The sequence below is a fragment of the Stutzerimonas stutzeri genome (assembly GCF_024448985.1).
GTDB classification, from domain to species: Bacteria; Pseudomonadota; Gammaproteobacteria; order Pseudomonadales; family Pseudomonadaceae; genus Stutzerimonas; species Stutzerimonas stutzeri_AP.
In genome coordinates, this window is record NZ_JAMOII010000010.1 from 95138 (window position 1) to 109148 (window position 14011).

Here is a 14011-nt window from a genome sequence, read left to right on the forward strand (position 1 = left end):
GGCGATTGCCGGCCTTCTCCGTTTTTACCAGCAGCTCTCGCGTGTCCCGGTGCCGGTTATGAGTTTTTCGCCCCGGCTGGTGAGGATGAGGTTGCCGCATTGGCCGTCGGCCACCTGCTGGTTGATGGCAGTGGCGACCAAGCGGACGCAGCGTGCCAGCGGTGTGCCGGCGGCGCATGCCTCGGCTGTGATGTTGTAGCGACCTTCGTCGCTGGGCATCGGCGCATTGGCTGCGACAGGGAGGTCCAGACCGCGGTTATTGGCGGCACTTGTTCCCAGGTTAGCGGTGTAAGTCTGGTTCTGTGAATAGAAACGCTCCTGCGCCTGCATCACCTGCGTCAGCTTCGCATGGCCATCGGAGCGACCTGCCTTGAGTTGATACTGCTGGTAGTTCGGGTAGACGATGGCGGCAAGAATGCCGATCACCGCCACTACAATCATCAGTTCGATCAGCGTAAATCCATTTTGCTGCCGCATCAGTTTTCTCTCCAGTAGGTTTTGCTGACTGGGCTTCTGTCCTTATCGCAGAAGCCGACGCCGCCGATGCACTCCGGCTCATCGTCATTGCCATCGCCCTTGGGTTGGTCGTTCAGCACCTCGGTGCCTACGATGACACGTGGTGGGCCGTCATCGCTGAATAGCGCAGTTGGAGCGGGCGGAATGCCAGAGCGGAGCAGGGCATAGCTGCGGATGGGCGCATCATTCACGGCCAGTATCGCGCTGGCGTCGCGAAGGTTCAGTGCATAGGAGCGCCCGCGCCCGACGTCGGGTCCGCAGGTGGTGATGGTTTCGCCGCGCGGGCTGAAGGTGGTGAAGAACAGCGCGCCACGGAAGATCAGCGGGGACGACAGCACCTTCTCACCCTTGGGCAGGCGCATATACCAGCCCTGACTTTCTGCCAGAAGCGTCTGATTAGGCATGTAGCTATTGCCAGGAACCAGCTGGCCATAGAGCTGGTTGATGTCCTTACGCAGTGCCGGTATGCCGTCCTCGTTATCCAGCGCGGCCAGCAGCGCCTGGTCAAGCAGGAACTGGTAGGCTTCGAATATCGTCAGGTCGTTGCCGTAGAGCACCTTGGCTGCTGCCAGTTGCTCGGCGTTCAGCAGGCCCGAGGAGGCTTCGTAGGGGATAGCAGCAATAGCGTTGGCTTGAGCCTGAGCCGTTGAAGCTTCGCCGGCTCGCAACTGGCGTTGCGCTTCCCAGTCTGTGACGGTTGCGACGTTACCTTTGAGGTTGTGGGCTTTGTTTGCCAGCTCGGTGTTCTTTGCTGCTTCGTAACGTGCGATCAACTCGGCTTCATCCAGCGCCGGGCCGGAAAGTGGAGGGATCAGGGCCTGCAATGATGCCAAGGCGTTGCTGATCGCCGTGATATCTCGCCCCGCAATGTTGCTCCTGAGCTGCGTCAGCGCGCCCAGCAAGGCTGGACTTCCCGAGCCGTTATCAGCATTGAGCCGGGCGCGCTCAGCAATGGCGTACTCATTGTCGTAATAATTTTGACTCAGCCCATCCAGCCCGTTTTGCAGGTTGGTGATTTTTTCGTCATCTGCCGAGTCAGCCTTGGCAGTCAGGAGCGCTTGTTCCTGATCCAGGATTGCCTGGTACAGCGAGTCCTGTGCCGTTTGAAGGTTGATCAGGCTGCTGTAGCTTTCAGCTAGGTCGCGGCTTTGGTTGGTAACTGTCGTGTAGTTGCTTTCTGCGTCGGCTTTGGCCGTTGCAGCAAGCGTGTAGGCAGTTTCAGCCTCCGTGAGGGCTTGCTGATTCTGAGGTGTTTCGTCTGCCAAGAATACTGCTTGGGCTGCATCACGAGTAGCTTGCGCGGTGTCGTATGCCTCATTCTTTTCTTGCCACTCGGCTTCGGCATCGGCGACCAGATCCTGCATCGCCTTCAGCGCATTCTGGCTTTCCAGCAGCCCCTTTTGCAGCTTGCTCTGCTCGCTGCTTTCGGCAGCATGGACGGTTAGGAAGGGATCCGCGGCCAGGATCGCATCGATATCCGCCTGCAGGGCATTGGCGAGGCTGTTGGCCTGTAGCATGGCGTTGTATTTTGCGGTGAAGCCCGATGAATCCTTGTAACCATTGAGGGCATCGCGTGTGGCGGTCACAGCCTGGTTCAGCGCGGCGATTGCGGCTTCCGCTTCGGCGATTTGTTCCTGAATCCCTTCGGCTTCAGCATCAGAGAGGTCCACGCTGGAAACGTCCAGCAGGTCATCTTCGGTGAGAGTGGTGTAGGAGACGTTACCCTGAGCATCTTTCGGCTTGCCGAACAAAGGTCCGTCCTGCAGGACATAGAAACGGTCGATGGTGTCTTCGTTGAGCGGATGGGCGCGGTAGCCGGAGCCGATGGCGATGGCAAAGTAGCTTTTGCCGCCACGCTCCCTGACCATAGCTACGTCTGGCATGCTGAAGAAGCGGCGGTTGTCAAGGGGCGTATCTCCACCTAACTCGGCGATGCGCCCGCCGGTTGCAAGTGCGCTGGCTGAGGTGTTGGCGTTATCAATGTCGAAACGGAATACCTGAGCGCGGGCATCAACGGCGTAAATGATGTCCGCCAGGCCGTCGCCATTGGCATCGATGATCACCGGATCGGCCGGCATGCTGTGAGTCAGCTCGGCTAGCTTCAGGTTAGCACCCGTTTCCGAGCTGTGCCCGGCTCGCCAGATCAACTGGCCGGTATCGGCATTGACGATATACAGCGCATTGCCCTGGGCATCGCCGGCAAGGGGTGTGTTGGGGCTGTCGTTATCCTGCTGCGGGTCATAGCCGCCAGTGAATACCAGTACCTTGGTTTGAGTGCCGTTGAGCTTGATGTTGGCCAGCTTGGGCGTGGACCAGGTTTGTCCCAGTTTTTCGAAGCCGGGTGTTGCGCCGCCCTTGATCACCCATTTGAGCTTTGGCTGGTCGATATTTGTCACATCGAGCGCGTAGTAGTTCTTGCCGCCCCGGCGCATGCCGGCGTAGAGGTAGCTTTTGCTGATGCTGCGGGTCTTGGCGTTGGCGTCCAAATTGCCGTACTCAACCCAGAGGTTGAACTGGCCATCCATACCGTAGCGCTTCTGCTCCGAGCCCTTGGGATCTTGGTAGTAGGCGTTCAGGTTGGGTAGCAGTTCCTTTGGAATGAAGGCGAACTTTTCCGCTCCATCTTTGGGGTCCACCGCATGGATAAAGCCCTCGTTGGTGCCGAAGAACATATAGAGCTGCTCAGGTGAGGCTGTGGTGCCGGCCCGCTGCAGGTCTTCATCGGTCTTGTAGGCCACCAGACGAGGCTCGTTGTGCAGCACGTCCGCCAGTTGCAGGCGGGCCTGGCTTGGGTTGTCAGGATTCTGGCCGCGGCCCCACTGGATGGCTTTGGTTCTGGCGTCATTGCTGCTGACGCCGAGTAGCACCTGAGTGAGGGCATTGTTATCGGTGCTCAACTGGCTCGACAGGGCGACGCCACTCGTACTGGCGCTGGGGCTGCGATCAACTGCTGTCCAAGTATAGATTTTTCGTGTGCCTGGGTTGCTGAGCGTGCCGGCGACCCCGCCTTTTTCTACGTCGCGGCCATCGGCGGCGGTTGACCAGTAGCTGGACGAGTTGTCCCTGAAGAAGCCTGTGGATTCGTCGATGGCAGGCTGACCGTTTTTGTCCACAATCTGGGTGATGTTGTTGCCATTGGCGTCCGTGGTGGTTTCCGCACGGTAGCGCTTGACGTTACCTACCCAGCGTGCGCCCTCAGCCGGACGAAACAGGGCATAATAAAGGTCGTTGCGATAGCCCAGGTTGTTATAGGCGCTCACCGCCACGCTGGGGGTGGCGAAGGTGGTGTTCTCGGCAAGAATCTCGACGAGGATCGATTTGAGAGCATCGACCAGACCGGAGGTGTTGTCTGTGGTGAAGTAGCGACCATTACCTGCATTAGCGGTATTTTGCAGCAGCGTCTGATTGGTAGCGAAACCGATGGTATAGGTATTTACAGTCTGCTTGCCGGGCTGGCTGCTGCTGACGTCTTGGTTGGCCAGATGCTCGGCGAGGTGGGGCATACACTCGCCGCTGTAGTTACTTGCGCTATTGCCAGGGGAACGGCAAGTGGCGGTAGTGTATTGAGTGTTTGCTGCTCCGGTAGCATTGATTAGCGCTCGAATATCATTGTTTGCAGCATTGTCCATGGTCGGCTCACCATCGGTGAGCAGAATAATGTTGCTTTTCTGGCAGGAATATTCGATGGGGCTTTTATAGCGATTTCCACTTTTACTGGCTGCAACGCTAGGCTTTTCGGTAATGGTATAAAACGGTGAAGTTGTACGCTCATAAGCGGCTTGTGTTTCATTGCCAAACTTTGGTTGCTGCCCTTTCATATACAGAGCAGCTTCGTAGTAAGCTTCGGAAAGTGGCGTGTTGGCACCGGCATATAGTTTGTTTATTTCGGCCTTAAAGTTTTCGCCATTGGTGCTGACCCGCGCTACAGGAATGGCAACCATGCCACCTTGCATATTGTATTGCCGATCCGCTATTCGATCACGATTAGCATCAAAGTGCATAAGGCCGACATTGACGTCATCGCTCAGTCTCAATTCATCTATAAGCGAGCCTGTAACGTCTTTCACTACTTGGAGGCGTGTTTTTCGATATTCGTAAGTGTCTTCATACCTAGAGCACCCAAACCAGCTTTGTTGTACGCAGGTGCGACCGGTGCGAACAGGTTCGCACCTGTTACGGATATTTCTTTCTGCTGCGGTGCATTCTGTCCCGGGGACGCCCGCATCCATGGATCCTGAGTTATCTATTACGAACATCAGATTGGGACGTATCTGTTGGTCTTCCGACAGTTTGCGGCTGACATAGATTTCAGTGTCGTCGGCCAGCGCTGTTTGCAGTGCAAGTCCGATATAGCAGAAGCTGCCCAGCAAGAGGCCGAATTGACGAAGGTTCATGTGCAAGTCCTTTTACTTAGCAACTATCTGGTCGATGGCATCGATTGGCTGGCTAGTGAGAAATACCGTGCCGACCAATTCCTGCCCGTCCTGCAACTCACGGGCCGACTTCTCTTTGCCTTGAAGATAAATTCGAGCATCTGGAGTGAAGGGCAGCAGGCGCAACGCACAGCCTCCGGGGCAGGGATAGAGCTGACCGTAGGGGTGGCCGCCCGTCATGCGAATGGTGACGGTGGTCATTTCCAGCGGTGAGTAACTGTTGGGATCTTCTGCGCCATGGCCGATAGCGGGGAAAGCGGCACTTGCCGTCAGGGCGAGGATTGCAAATAACTTGTTCATGGCGTCACCTAGCCTCTAACGTTTTCAAAAACAATGCCTTGTGATTGATCGGAGTAGGCGCCGTTGGGTAGTTCGGAACGAACCTGGATCTCGAACTTCGAGCACTCGATGATCTGCCCCGAAGCATTGTCCACGTCATAATCACAGAGTGTGGGGTTGTGGGTTTTGCGAATGACGGCGCTCCCCTGGTCCGGAAGTTCAGGGGCAACTACAGCTCTACCAGTGGTTGGGGGTAGGCCAAGCTGTGCGAGCTGAGCAAGCGTCAGTGTGATGGGGTAACTCCCGCTTCCATCGTTATAGCGCCCAGCATTCATGGCTTCTTGCAATTGCGCTCGACCGGCTGTTTCGGAGTTGAGAGCTGTCAGGTTTACTTGGATTGTGTTTTGAGCTGTTTGAAATACTTCATTGCGAGATTGTGAGTTGCCAGCCATACGCTCCTCGAGCGTGGAAAATTGCATGGCAGTGATACCAGCGATGGTGAGCACGACCAAGAATACCAAGGCGACAATCAGAGTGGCTCCGGCCTGACGAGAGCAAAGGGCTAGATTCATGTTATGGCTCCCCCGTATTGCGGAGTTTTATGGTGGTAGTAAAAACTTGGCGTGCCTTGCGGCGGTTGTCTTCGTCGGGATCGTTGTCGAAGTTTAAAGGTGGGGCGTCTAGCAGAACATATTGGCGGCCCGGTGGGGGAGGTGGATTAACCGGCTTAATAGAGTTGGCCAGCACAGCGATACGAATGGCCAGTACGTTATTCCAGTCATCCACGCGATCAGCCGATACGTACCGGGTGACGCTGCCGGTGGCGCCGATGCCGTATTGAATCTGAAGGGCGTCGATGCCTTCAACTAATACGTTATTGTCGCTTTCATTCTTGGGAGTGATTGTTGACGCACAACCTAAAGATGCGTTTCCTGTTCCTTCATAAACTATATAAAAGTGGCTAATGATTACGTCAGTATTGTCAATGGTGGTTCCATTACCACTCGTCTTGCCCAAGCAGTCTCGCCTGGCTCCATCCAACAGCCGGGGCTGGAAACTGAAAGCGACACTGTCCGAGGCGTCCGGATTGTCTTCTGTTCCCTGTCTGCTGCAAAGCGTTCCGGCGCAATCGTCATCATTTGGGGCTAGGACGGGCCTGGGGAGTGACTCAAGGGTATTGTTTGCCGCCTCGACATAGCCCGCATGTCGCGCGCTCTGTGAAATGAACTCCAGGGCAAAGCGCCCATTTTCTTGAAGCCGTGATGCCGCTTCGTTGCTGGCGTAGGTTTGTTTCGAAGCAAGAAAGACCTGAACGACGCCGGTCATCAGCAGCATGCTGATCACTAGGGCCACCAGCAGTTCAACGATGGAGAGGCCCGCCTGGGCCTTGCTGGAATTCATCGGACAATCCTCACGGTTGCGTTCTGCTCGGATGGGTTGGCAGCGGGGGTTGTAGATTCCTCGCCTTCGTCCTCCTCATCCTCTTCGCCGTCTTCATCGTCCTCTTCGGGTTCCTGGTAGAACGAAGGCTTGTTGCTAGCCGCCTTGCTGAACCAATTGATGCTCAGTTCGCCGTTGCCATTCAGGCCGAGGGCGTCACCCTCGGGGGCGATCAGAAAATCCCGGCTATTGAAACGGCTGTTGCCATTGGGGTTGAGGTTGGCGAGGGCGGCATAGCTGCATTGCGCTTCCCAGCGGTCGAACGCGGCCATTTGGGCGCTACTGCAGTTTGCGGCGTTCACCTTGGCGTTGGTCGCAGGGTTGTAGTAATCCGCGCAGACGGTGGCGGGCAGTTCGTCGCATTCGGGGGCCACACGGTAGTTGTCCAGTGTTCCGCCGGGGTTGGCACGCATGCGTTCGGCAAGGTCATTCATGAGCCAGGCGGCCTGCGAGCGCTGGCCGCTGTCGCTCGTGCTCTGCAATGCGTTGAGCTGCATGGCGGCCAGGCCCAGCAGGCCGACGGTGAAAATCAGCAGCGCGATCATGACCTCGATCAGTGAGGCACCGTGCTGCTTGCATGGTGATGGGCTCATATACATTCCTTGTCTGTCAGCAGGCGCCATCGCGCACTGCCTTTTCGCTTTCTGCACGACCGAGCGGGCTCAATCTGATGCAGCGTGCGCTTTCACTGGTGGCGTCGAGCATGGGGGAGGTGACTTTCAGCTCGGCATCAACGTTGCCTTCGCGTGTGCCGTCTCGTCTGAATACGAATCTTGGTGGGTTTGCAGTATTGAAGCTCGTTATGCGTGCGCCATTGGCCGCGCTGAAGACGCGTATCACGTCAGCGTGGTTGCAGTTGTTGCCAATACTGGCAGGGCCTACGCACCAGCCGTCACTCCAGCCATTGGCGGTACCAGTGCGTGGGATGACCCGGATATCCTCATTGCGCTTCACAGCCTCGCTTCTGGCAAAGGCCAGCGAGAGCATCATTTCATTCGCTTGCGAGCTGACGCGCTGCTTGATAGCAAAATCGCTAATGGCCGGCATCGCTATGCCGAGCACGACCGCGAGCACTGCCAAAGTTATCATCAACTCGATCAGGGTAAAGCCGGAGTTCTGCTTCAATTTGGAGCCCTTGATTATTCGTCACGCATCATTGCCAGCGATCCGCTGCGCTTCAAGCAAGGAAAGATGCCCGGCTCGTTTATCGGAACGAATGGTTGTTCACTATTGGCAGCGTGCCGAATTGTTGTTGAGCTGCACACGCCCCTGCCGGTTGATAACCATTGCACCAGCTTTGACGCTTTTATTCTGTGGACAGATGCTCATGGTGCCATTGCTCACAAACGTAACCCCTTGGGTGCTGAAATGTATTGAGTTCGCTGGCAGCATGCCTCGCCAGCGCAGGGTAATTTGGTCAGGGACGTACAGCGTCCCGACAATTTCCTCTCCCTGATCAAGGCGACGGTTACCATTGCCATCGATGAAGCTGCTCAAGCTTTGCGTCCATTGCTGATTGCAGGCGCCGAGTTCCGTAAGCGGACAGAGTGTGACCTTTGCCTGGCGTGTCATTGCGAGATAGCGGGCCAGATAGGTCATCTTTAGCAAGTCAGTCTGTACGCTGCGTACTTGGTGCTCCTGCTTGAACGTTGAGATAGCGGGTACGGCAATGCTTAGCAGGATCGCGATCACGGCCAAAGTGCAAAGCAATTCAAGCAGGCTTACGCCTTGCGCGCGGGTGGGCCTCATCCTGAGTCCTTTGTGGTTGTCCTTAACTGGGCCGATGTTAGCCGGTTAACGGGCTTTTGTTTTTTTGGCTAGGCTTATTTGAGGAGCGTGTCGCTTTGACTGAAACCATTACCGTGGGCGGCGGCGTTATAGGGCTGCTCTCATCGTATTTATTGGCTATGGAAGGACAATCCGTGACGGTACTGGAGTCCGGTGCTGTGGGTGCCGAAGCCTCCTGGGCCGGTGGCGGTATCGTTTCTCCGCTTTATCCATGGCGATACAGCCCTGCGATCACAGCTCTGGCTCATTGGTCGCAGGATTTTTATCCGCAGCTTGGCGAGAGTCTCTTCGAGCAAACCGGAATCGATCCGGAAGTGTACGAGACCGGGCTTTACTGGCTGGATCTGGATGACGAAGAGGAGGCGCTCAACTGGGCCGAGCGCCAGGGGCGCCCGTTGCATCGAGTATCGATGGATCAGGTTCGCGCTTCCGTTCCGTCCTTGGGAACGGGATTCTCACGCGCGGTATTCATGCCGAGCGTTGCCAACGTGCGCAACCCGCGTCTCTTGGACGCTTTGCGAGTGGCGCTTGCCAGATTGCCGAACGTGCAGGTGGTCGAGCATTGTCCGGTTACTCGTTTCATTCGTGATGGCGAGCGAATTCTAGGAGTCGAGACGGCGCACGGTGAAATGCGCGCTGATCGGGTTGTTGTCGCGACAGGGGCATGGAGTGGTGATTTGCTCGCCACGCTGGGGCTGGAGTTACCGGTCAAGCCGATGAAAGGACAGATGATCCTGTTCAAGTGCGCCGACGATTTTCTGCCGAGTATTGTCTTGGCCAAGCGGCGCTATGCTATCCCTCGTCGTGATGGACATATCCTGGTTGGCAGTACTCTTGAGGACGTCGGTTTTGACAAGACGCCCACCGGCGATGCCCTCGAAAGTCTTAGAGCGACGGCAATCGACCTACTTCCCGCCTTGGCTGATGCCGAAGTAATCAAACACTGGGCAGGGTTGCGTCCCGCCTCCCCTGAAGGCATTCCCTACATCGGGCCGGTGCCGGGACATGACGGGCTTTGGCTCAACTGCGGGCATTTCCGCAACGGTTTGGTGCTGGCGCCAGCTTCGTGCCAGTTGCTAACGGATCTGATGCTTGAGCGCACCCCTGCGATCAACCCAGAGCCGTATGCACCTGCCGGTCGGTTCTGATTTTGTAAATGGCGGTGCTAGTAGCGCTCTGGTGATAGCAATCCTGGCTCATATAAAAGCATCCTGATAAATAAGTCTGCTTTTATATAGTTTCATTGCGAATCAAGCTGGCACTGTTTTGTTTGATATCTAACGTAGAAGCGTTAATTCATCCCGTGGTTGTGTTTTTTTCTGTATAGAACTACTTTGTAGTAGAGTCTTGATGGTCTCGGAAGAAGTCTGCTAGCTCTACTTTGTACGCCCCGTACAAGATGTCGCGACAAATTCCATCATCTGTCCTGTTAAGGAGCCAGGCTTTTTCGTTATGATTGTGCTTCTAAGTGCTGGCCGCTTTGGCTGTAAGTTATTAGATGGGGCGCATTTTTCCCATTGCAAGAAACTAATTTTTGGATTGTCTTATCTGTGGTCACGCTTTTCTCGCATGGATAAGAATCGTGCATGCTTGTCGAGTAATATAGTGTCTCTTGCCAGCGAGCAGCGTCCCGGTATGTGCTGACAATCCGCCCTTTGCCAAAGTCTGGGTTGCTAATACGGCCGGTGCTAGAGCATTAATTTCTTGCCTGTCGGCGTCATGTGGCATCAGTGAGTATGTTTCGTTGACGTCTGATTTTCCATACGGTACGGCTACGTCGCGGTACTCATATATCAGGAGCGATGCGCTTCAAGTAACTTGCCCTATCGTCACTCATTCTAGAAGTGCAATTATCAATCGTTACCTGATACGCTTCTGCGGTTTCTTCTATTTCAAAAGCTTCAAGCTTGCAGTCGGCGTCTCGTAGTTTTATCCACTCTCGCTGCGCCCTTCTCAACAGAGAAATGTATTGATCCGCCAACGAGGGCGTTTTTTCGTATTGATGCCTGATTCGATCCAGGGTTGTTTTGTACGATACATTGAGGCGCTTATCCGATTGGTCTTTTTTATATTCTGCGCATTGTGCTATCTGCTGCGACGCGTCAATTCTCTCACATGGATTTACAGCAGTATCGCTAAATGCCGGAGAGGTAAGAAGTAGCAGCACAAATGGACTTATTTTTTTCATGTCGGACGCTCTAATCATTCCTGAGGTAGCTAGCCCTATTTCGACCTGGTTCGTATTGGCTGATAGCAGGCGTGTTTTCTATGTAGCGTATCAGTTCCTCCTTATCATTCCTCATCCCGGCTCTCATTGGATTTGGTCCCTTGGTGAAGCCTTGATATACAAAGTCTACCAGCACATCCCTGATCACCTGTTTAAGGGCGCTCCATTCTGTTCTATCAGGCTCGTTCGCGGTCCAATGATTGTAATTTTTAACAGCACGTTCTACGTAGTCTGGGTAGATCGTATTGAAGAGAATAACTTCCTGCTCGATGGTAATTCTGCCAATACCTGCTTTGTTGTCTCTTACAAATTGCTGCGCAGTTGAGCCTTTTTTTCCGTACGCCAGGGCAATCTTGGTTGCCTGATCGTGCTCGATTCCGGCATTTTTCATATGGTTATAAATTTCTGATTCGCTTCTGGACCCCATGTCATAGCCACGCCCCAACGTAACCCCTGAAAGGTCATTTCCTGGCCAGTGAATGACACGGCTGAAGAATGGTGAGGTGGGAATGTTATTTCCTTCAGCGTCGAATGTTATTTGCCCTTCTTTGATAATCGGGTCAGCCTTGGCCGCTGTACTGAATGCTCCGATAAGCGCTAGCGGTTGCAGGTGCCATGCTTTTCCATCCGCACCCATTCCATGCTTTCCGGCGACATCGCCCCACCAGCTCAGGGCCTTGATGCGGTTCTTCTCTTCGACCCAATCCTGATTGGGATCATCGGGACTGTGGCCCATCAGCTCGTCGAGCTCGTCCCAGCGCGACGCATCCCAGAACCACTCGCTTTCATGCCGCGTGACGAGCTGGGAGATGGATTGAGCATGCCAGGGCTTTTCCAGAGCCGCCTGGATCTCTTCCGAGGTCATCTTACCGTCGCGGTTGGTATCGATGATGTCGTAGAGACGGCTACGCACAGGGCCATTGTCGGACTGGTCGATCGCGCCCTGGTAGCTGGCCTTTTCATCGTCGGACAAGCGGCGAGCCGCGTTGAGGTAGTAGGCCAGTCCAGCGCTGGGGCTATCGGTATCCTCAAGAAAATAGAAGCCTTCCCATTCCCACGGGCTGTGACGGGTGGTGATGAGCTCCTGCTCTGCCAGCCAGCCGTTGATGGGTTGGCCATCCTTGTCGGCCAGCAGGCCATCGAGGCGCCACCAGTTGGTTCCGGGCGAGCAGCCGGTTGCCGTGTTGCTGGCGGGGATATTGATCTTGGCCTCGGTGGGTAACGCATCCAGCAGGCTCTGAGACAGGATCAGGTCAACGCCTATCTCGGCTCCGTTGTCGGTCAGTTTCGGCGGATTTCCGGCCTTGATGTCATCACAATGGGGGATCAGTTTGCTGGCGCCGGCGTGGACCTTGAGCAGGGTCTTTTCCTCCTCCGGCAAGTTCAGCGCCCAGGTACGGCTTTCGCTGATGAACGTCGGCACGTCTTCGCAGCTGAAGACCTCTAGGTGCAGCAAGTCCTGGGGCGAGCCGTCGCTCTGGTTCTGGTACTTCCCTACATGCCCGATCAGGTCGCCCGCCTTGATCGGCAGGGGCGGATCCAGCAGCACCACGGTGCCCATGGTCTTGGGTTGCGATTGAGCCGTCAGGAAGGACGAGGAAACATAGCCGGGAAGGCTCCCGTCGTCCCCGGGTGTCAACGCCGGTTCATTGTTGCCACTGATTACCTGCTCGAGCTTGAGGAACGCCCCTTCACCCGAGGCGCGGATCTGGGCGCCTTTGCTCAGTTTGCCCACGATCGAAGCATCGCTGTGAGCATCGGCGCGTACGTTGAGCTCGCTGCTGCGGGTGTTGACGGTATAGACACCGGATCCCCAGAACGCCGGGCGCTCCAGTTTTTCGTCCTGGCGGTAGTCTTTCCAGCACTTGAGGTGCATGTACAGGCTGTAGATCGTCAACGCGGGCGGCTTGGGTTTCGACTCGTCAGCGGTGGCAGGTGCCTTGGCCTGGAGCGTATGCCTGACCAGGACGAAACCGGTAGAAAACGGTGCCCGTATCTGAAACGGTGGTCTGCCTGCATAAGTGCTGACGGGGTATTCCTCATCAATCCGGTAAGCGACCACTTCGCCGTGGGTCATGCAGTTGATACGGCTCTGGTCGAAGGTTTCGGAGGTGCCCTTGTCCAGGTGAATGCCGCCATGCCACAGGCCGTTTCCACCGATGGGGTAGAACCCGGCCTTGGCCTTGCTCAGGGCGGTCAGGTGCTGAAGCGAGTGACCCGCAGACGGCGTGTACGGATAGCACCAGTCACCCTTGGCAGCGCTTTTACCGCTTTTGGCAACGTCTGGCTTTGCATCGTCCGGGTTCAGGGCGCCGCTCACCATGTCCGCTATGTATCGCTTGAAATCACCTTCCTCGAGTTCTGCGTGAACGTGGATGGCATAGCTCTGTACACCCGCCCGGTCCGTGCCGGCCTGGAGGCCGATGTGCTGGCCGTAGGTGATGGCGTCCCCGTCGTTGACCTTGAAGGTGGGGTGGAGGTGAAGGATCTGGCCGATCAGTTGGCCGTTGGTGGGGGCGTCATAAATCTTCAGTGTTCCGTAGGCGCGGCTGGTCTTGGCATAGCCTGCCAGCGGACTGGGGACCGGGATGGAGCGGTTGCTGCCGTCCACCAGCAGCACGAAATCCTTCTTGATGAGCCTGCGACCGCCGACATGGCGCACCTCCTCGAGCTCGCCACTGATGGTTTCGTAGTCCCGGTTGGGTTCACGGCCGGCTGAGGGGTGGTGCTTGGCCAGGTCCTCGTAGCGGTTTACGTCTTCGATGCGGCTGCCAACACTTTCAACGATTTTGAAGCGACGCCCTGTCATGACTTGTCCTGTGAAAAGGTTGTAATCGTATTCAACGCTCAGAGGCCGCAGGCCGCTCCGAAGGTCTTGTAGGTGTCCGTCTTGCCGGCTGATTCGAAGGTGAGGTCGACGTGGCGGTCATCCGACTCGTTGTACTCCGAATGATTGAACTGGCTGACCGTGGTGAGCGTGGCGCTCATCCCCTCGTAGGCGTAGGCCGTACGGGTCGCGTCGATGTCGGTCTGTTGCAGTTCATGGACGGTGCCGGCGATCTTGACGAAGAGCACTTCATCGAGTTCAACGGCGATCGGCTGGGCGTCATCCAAGGGCTGGTACTGCTCATCGGCCGGCACCAGTGCGCAGCGATAATTCTCGATGCCGCCGCCTTCCTGATATTGGGTGACGGCTTCCTGGTAGGTGATGGGCTCAAGTTCGGCGGCCGCGCAGCCAGTCAGATAGCCACAGGACAGGATGAATAAGAATGCCTGGCCGACGAGGTGACGGCCCATGGTTGCTTGCTTCTTTGTCATGACGTTCATG

At 56.0% G+C, this 14011-nt stretch carries 12 protein-coding genes; 1 reads left to right on the top strand and 11 read right to left on the bottom strand.

Translation table 11 applies throughout. From position 1 onward, the window contains the following. Window positions 1-24: 24 nt before the first annotated feature. The 8 genes from NA647_RS12870 to NA647_RS19705 all read right to left on the bottom strand — a co-directional run bounded on the left by NA647_RS12870 (window position 25) and on the right by NA647_RS19705 (window position 8417). On the bottom strand, window positions 25-477 hold the full coding sequence (locus NA647_RS12870) for a type IV pilin protein (RefSeq protein WP_256058022.1): 453 nt from the start codon (window positions 475-477) through the stop codon (window positions 25-27). After that, on the bottom strand, window positions 477-4910 hold the full coding sequence (locus tag NA647_RS12875) for a PilC/PilY family type IV pilus protein (protein ID WP_256058023.1): 4434 nt from the start codon (window positions 4908-4910) through the stop codon (window positions 477-479). Before NA647_RS12875 ends, NA647_RS12870 begins: the two co-directional genes overlap by 1 nt. A 12-nt stretch (window positions 4911-4922) precedes the next feature. Beyond that, the gene (locus NA647_RS12880) at window positions 4923-5249 is read right to left on the bottom strand and encodes a hypothetical protein (protein ID WP_256058024.1); all 327 of its coding nucleotides are present in this window, start codon (window positions 5247-5249) and stop codon (window positions 4923-4925) included. Window positions 5250-5257: 8 nt separating this feature from the next. Next, complete coding sequence (locus NA647_RS12885; RefSeq protein WP_256058025.1) at window positions 5258-5800, bottom strand: pilus assembly PilX family protein; 543 nt, start codon at window positions 5798-5800, stop codon at window positions 5258-5260. A 1-nt stretch (window position 5801) separates the two neighbouring features. Further along, window positions 5802-6629, bottom strand: coding sequence for a PilW family protein (locus NA647_RS12890; protein ID WP_256058026.1), 828 nt, complete (start codon window positions 6627-6629; stop codon window positions 5802-5804). Continuing rightward, window positions 6626-7261 carry a type IV pilus modification protein PilV gene (pilV, locus tag NA647_RS12895; RefSeq protein ID WP_256058027.1) on the bottom strand — a complete coding sequence of 212 codons (636 nt, stop codon included), beginning with the start codon at window positions 7259-7261 and terminating at the stop codon, window positions 6626-6628. The genes NA647_RS12890 and pilV overlap by 4 nt, the downstream gene beginning before the upstream one ends. A 16-nt stretch (window positions 7262-7277) precedes the next feature. Further along, window positions 7278-7757 carry a GspH/FimT family pseudopilin gene (locus NA647_RS19700; protein ID WP_423836474.1) on the bottom strand — a complete coding sequence of 160 codons (480 nt, stop codon included), beginning with the start codon at window positions 7755-7757 and terminating at the stop codon, window positions 7278-7280. Between the two features lie 138 nt (window positions 7758-7895). After that, entirely contained in the window at window positions 7896-8417 is a 522-nt protein-coding gene (locus NA647_RS19705; RefSeq protein WP_423836472.1) for a GspH/FimT family pseudopilin, read from the bottom strand. Between the two features lie 95 nt (window positions 8418-8512). On the opposite strand from NA647_RS19705, the gene thiO reads away from it, so the two are divergent. Beyond that, the gene (gene thiO, locus NA647_RS12905; protein WP_256058029.1) at window positions 8513-9604 is read left to right on the top strand and encodes a glycine oxidase ThiO; all 1092 of its coding nucleotides are present in this window, start codon (window positions 8513-8515) and stop codon (window positions 9602-9604) included. Between the two features lie 638 nt (window positions 9605-10242). Here the strand turns inward: thiO and NA647_RS12910 are convergent. From NA647_RS12910 to NA647_RS12920, 3 genes are read right to left on the bottom strand one after another with little or no spacing between them, the layout of a single operon-like run. After that, window positions 10243-10644: a lysozyme inhibitor LprI family protein gene (locus NA647_RS12910; protein WP_256058030.1), complete on the bottom strand. Its 402-nt coding sequence runs from the start codon at window positions 10642-10644 to the stop codon at window positions 10243-10245. A 10-nt stretch (window positions 10645-10654) separates the two neighbouring features. Continuing rightward, window positions 10655-13492 carry a hypothetical protein gene (locus NA647_RS12915; protein ID WP_256058031.1) on the bottom strand — a complete coding sequence of 946 codons (2838 nt, stop codon included), beginning with the start codon at window positions 13490-13492 and terminating at the stop codon, window positions 10655-10657. 38 nt (window positions 13493-13530) lie between these two features. Beyond that, window positions 13531-14010: a hypothetical protein gene (locus NA647_RS12920; RefSeq protein ID WP_256058032.1), complete on the bottom strand. Its 480-nt coding sequence runs from the start codon at window positions 14008-14010 to the stop codon at window positions 13531-13533. Window position 14011 lies beyond the last annotated feature (1 nt).

Bases quoted from the DNA above. Each gene is read 5' to 3' on its own strand.
- NA647_RS12870 (WP_256058022.1), bottom strand. From the start codon at position 477: ATGCGGCAGCAAAATGGATTTACGCTGATCGAACTGATGATTGTAGTG.
- NA647_RS12875 (WP_256058023.1), bottom strand. From the start codon at position 4,910: ATGAACCTTCGTCAATTCGGCCTCTTGCTGGGCAGCTTCTGCTATATC.
- NA647_RS12880 (WP_256058024.1), bottom strand. From the start codon at position 5,249: ATGAACAAGTTATTTGCAATCCTCGCCCTGACGGCAAGTGCCGCTTTC.
- NA647_RS12885 (WP_256058025.1), bottom strand. From the start codon at position 5,800: ATGAATCTAGCCCTTTGCTCTCGTCAGGCCGGAGCCACTCTGATTGTC.
- NA647_RS12890 (WP_256058026.1), bottom strand. From the start codon at position 6,629: ATGAATTCCAGCAAGGCCCAGGCGGGCCTCTCCATCGTTGAACTGCTG.
- pilV (WP_256058027.1), bottom strand. From the start codon at position 7,261: ATGAGCCCATCACCATGCAAGCAGCACGGTGCCTCACTGATCGAGGTC.
- NA647_RS19700 (WP_423836474.1), bottom strand. From the start codon at position 7,757: ATGATAACTTTGGCAGTGCTCGCGGTCGTGCTCGGCATAGCGATGCCG.
- NA647_RS19705 (WP_423836472.1), bottom strand. From the start codon at position 8,417: ATGAGGCCCACCCGCGCGCAAGGCGTAAGCCTGCTTGAATTGCTTTGC.
- NA647_RS12910 (WP_256058030.1), bottom strand. From the start codon at position 10,644: ATGAAAAAAATAAGTCCATTTGTGCTGCTACTTCTTACCTCTCCGGCA.
- NA647_RS12915 (WP_256058031.1), bottom strand. From the start codon at position 13,492: ATGACAGGGCGTCGCTTCAAAATCGTTGAAAGTGTTGGCAGCCGCATC.
- NA647_RS12920 (WP_256058032.1), bottom strand. From the start codon at position 14,010: ATGAACGTCATGACAAAGAAGCAAGCAACCATGGGCCGTCACCTCGTC.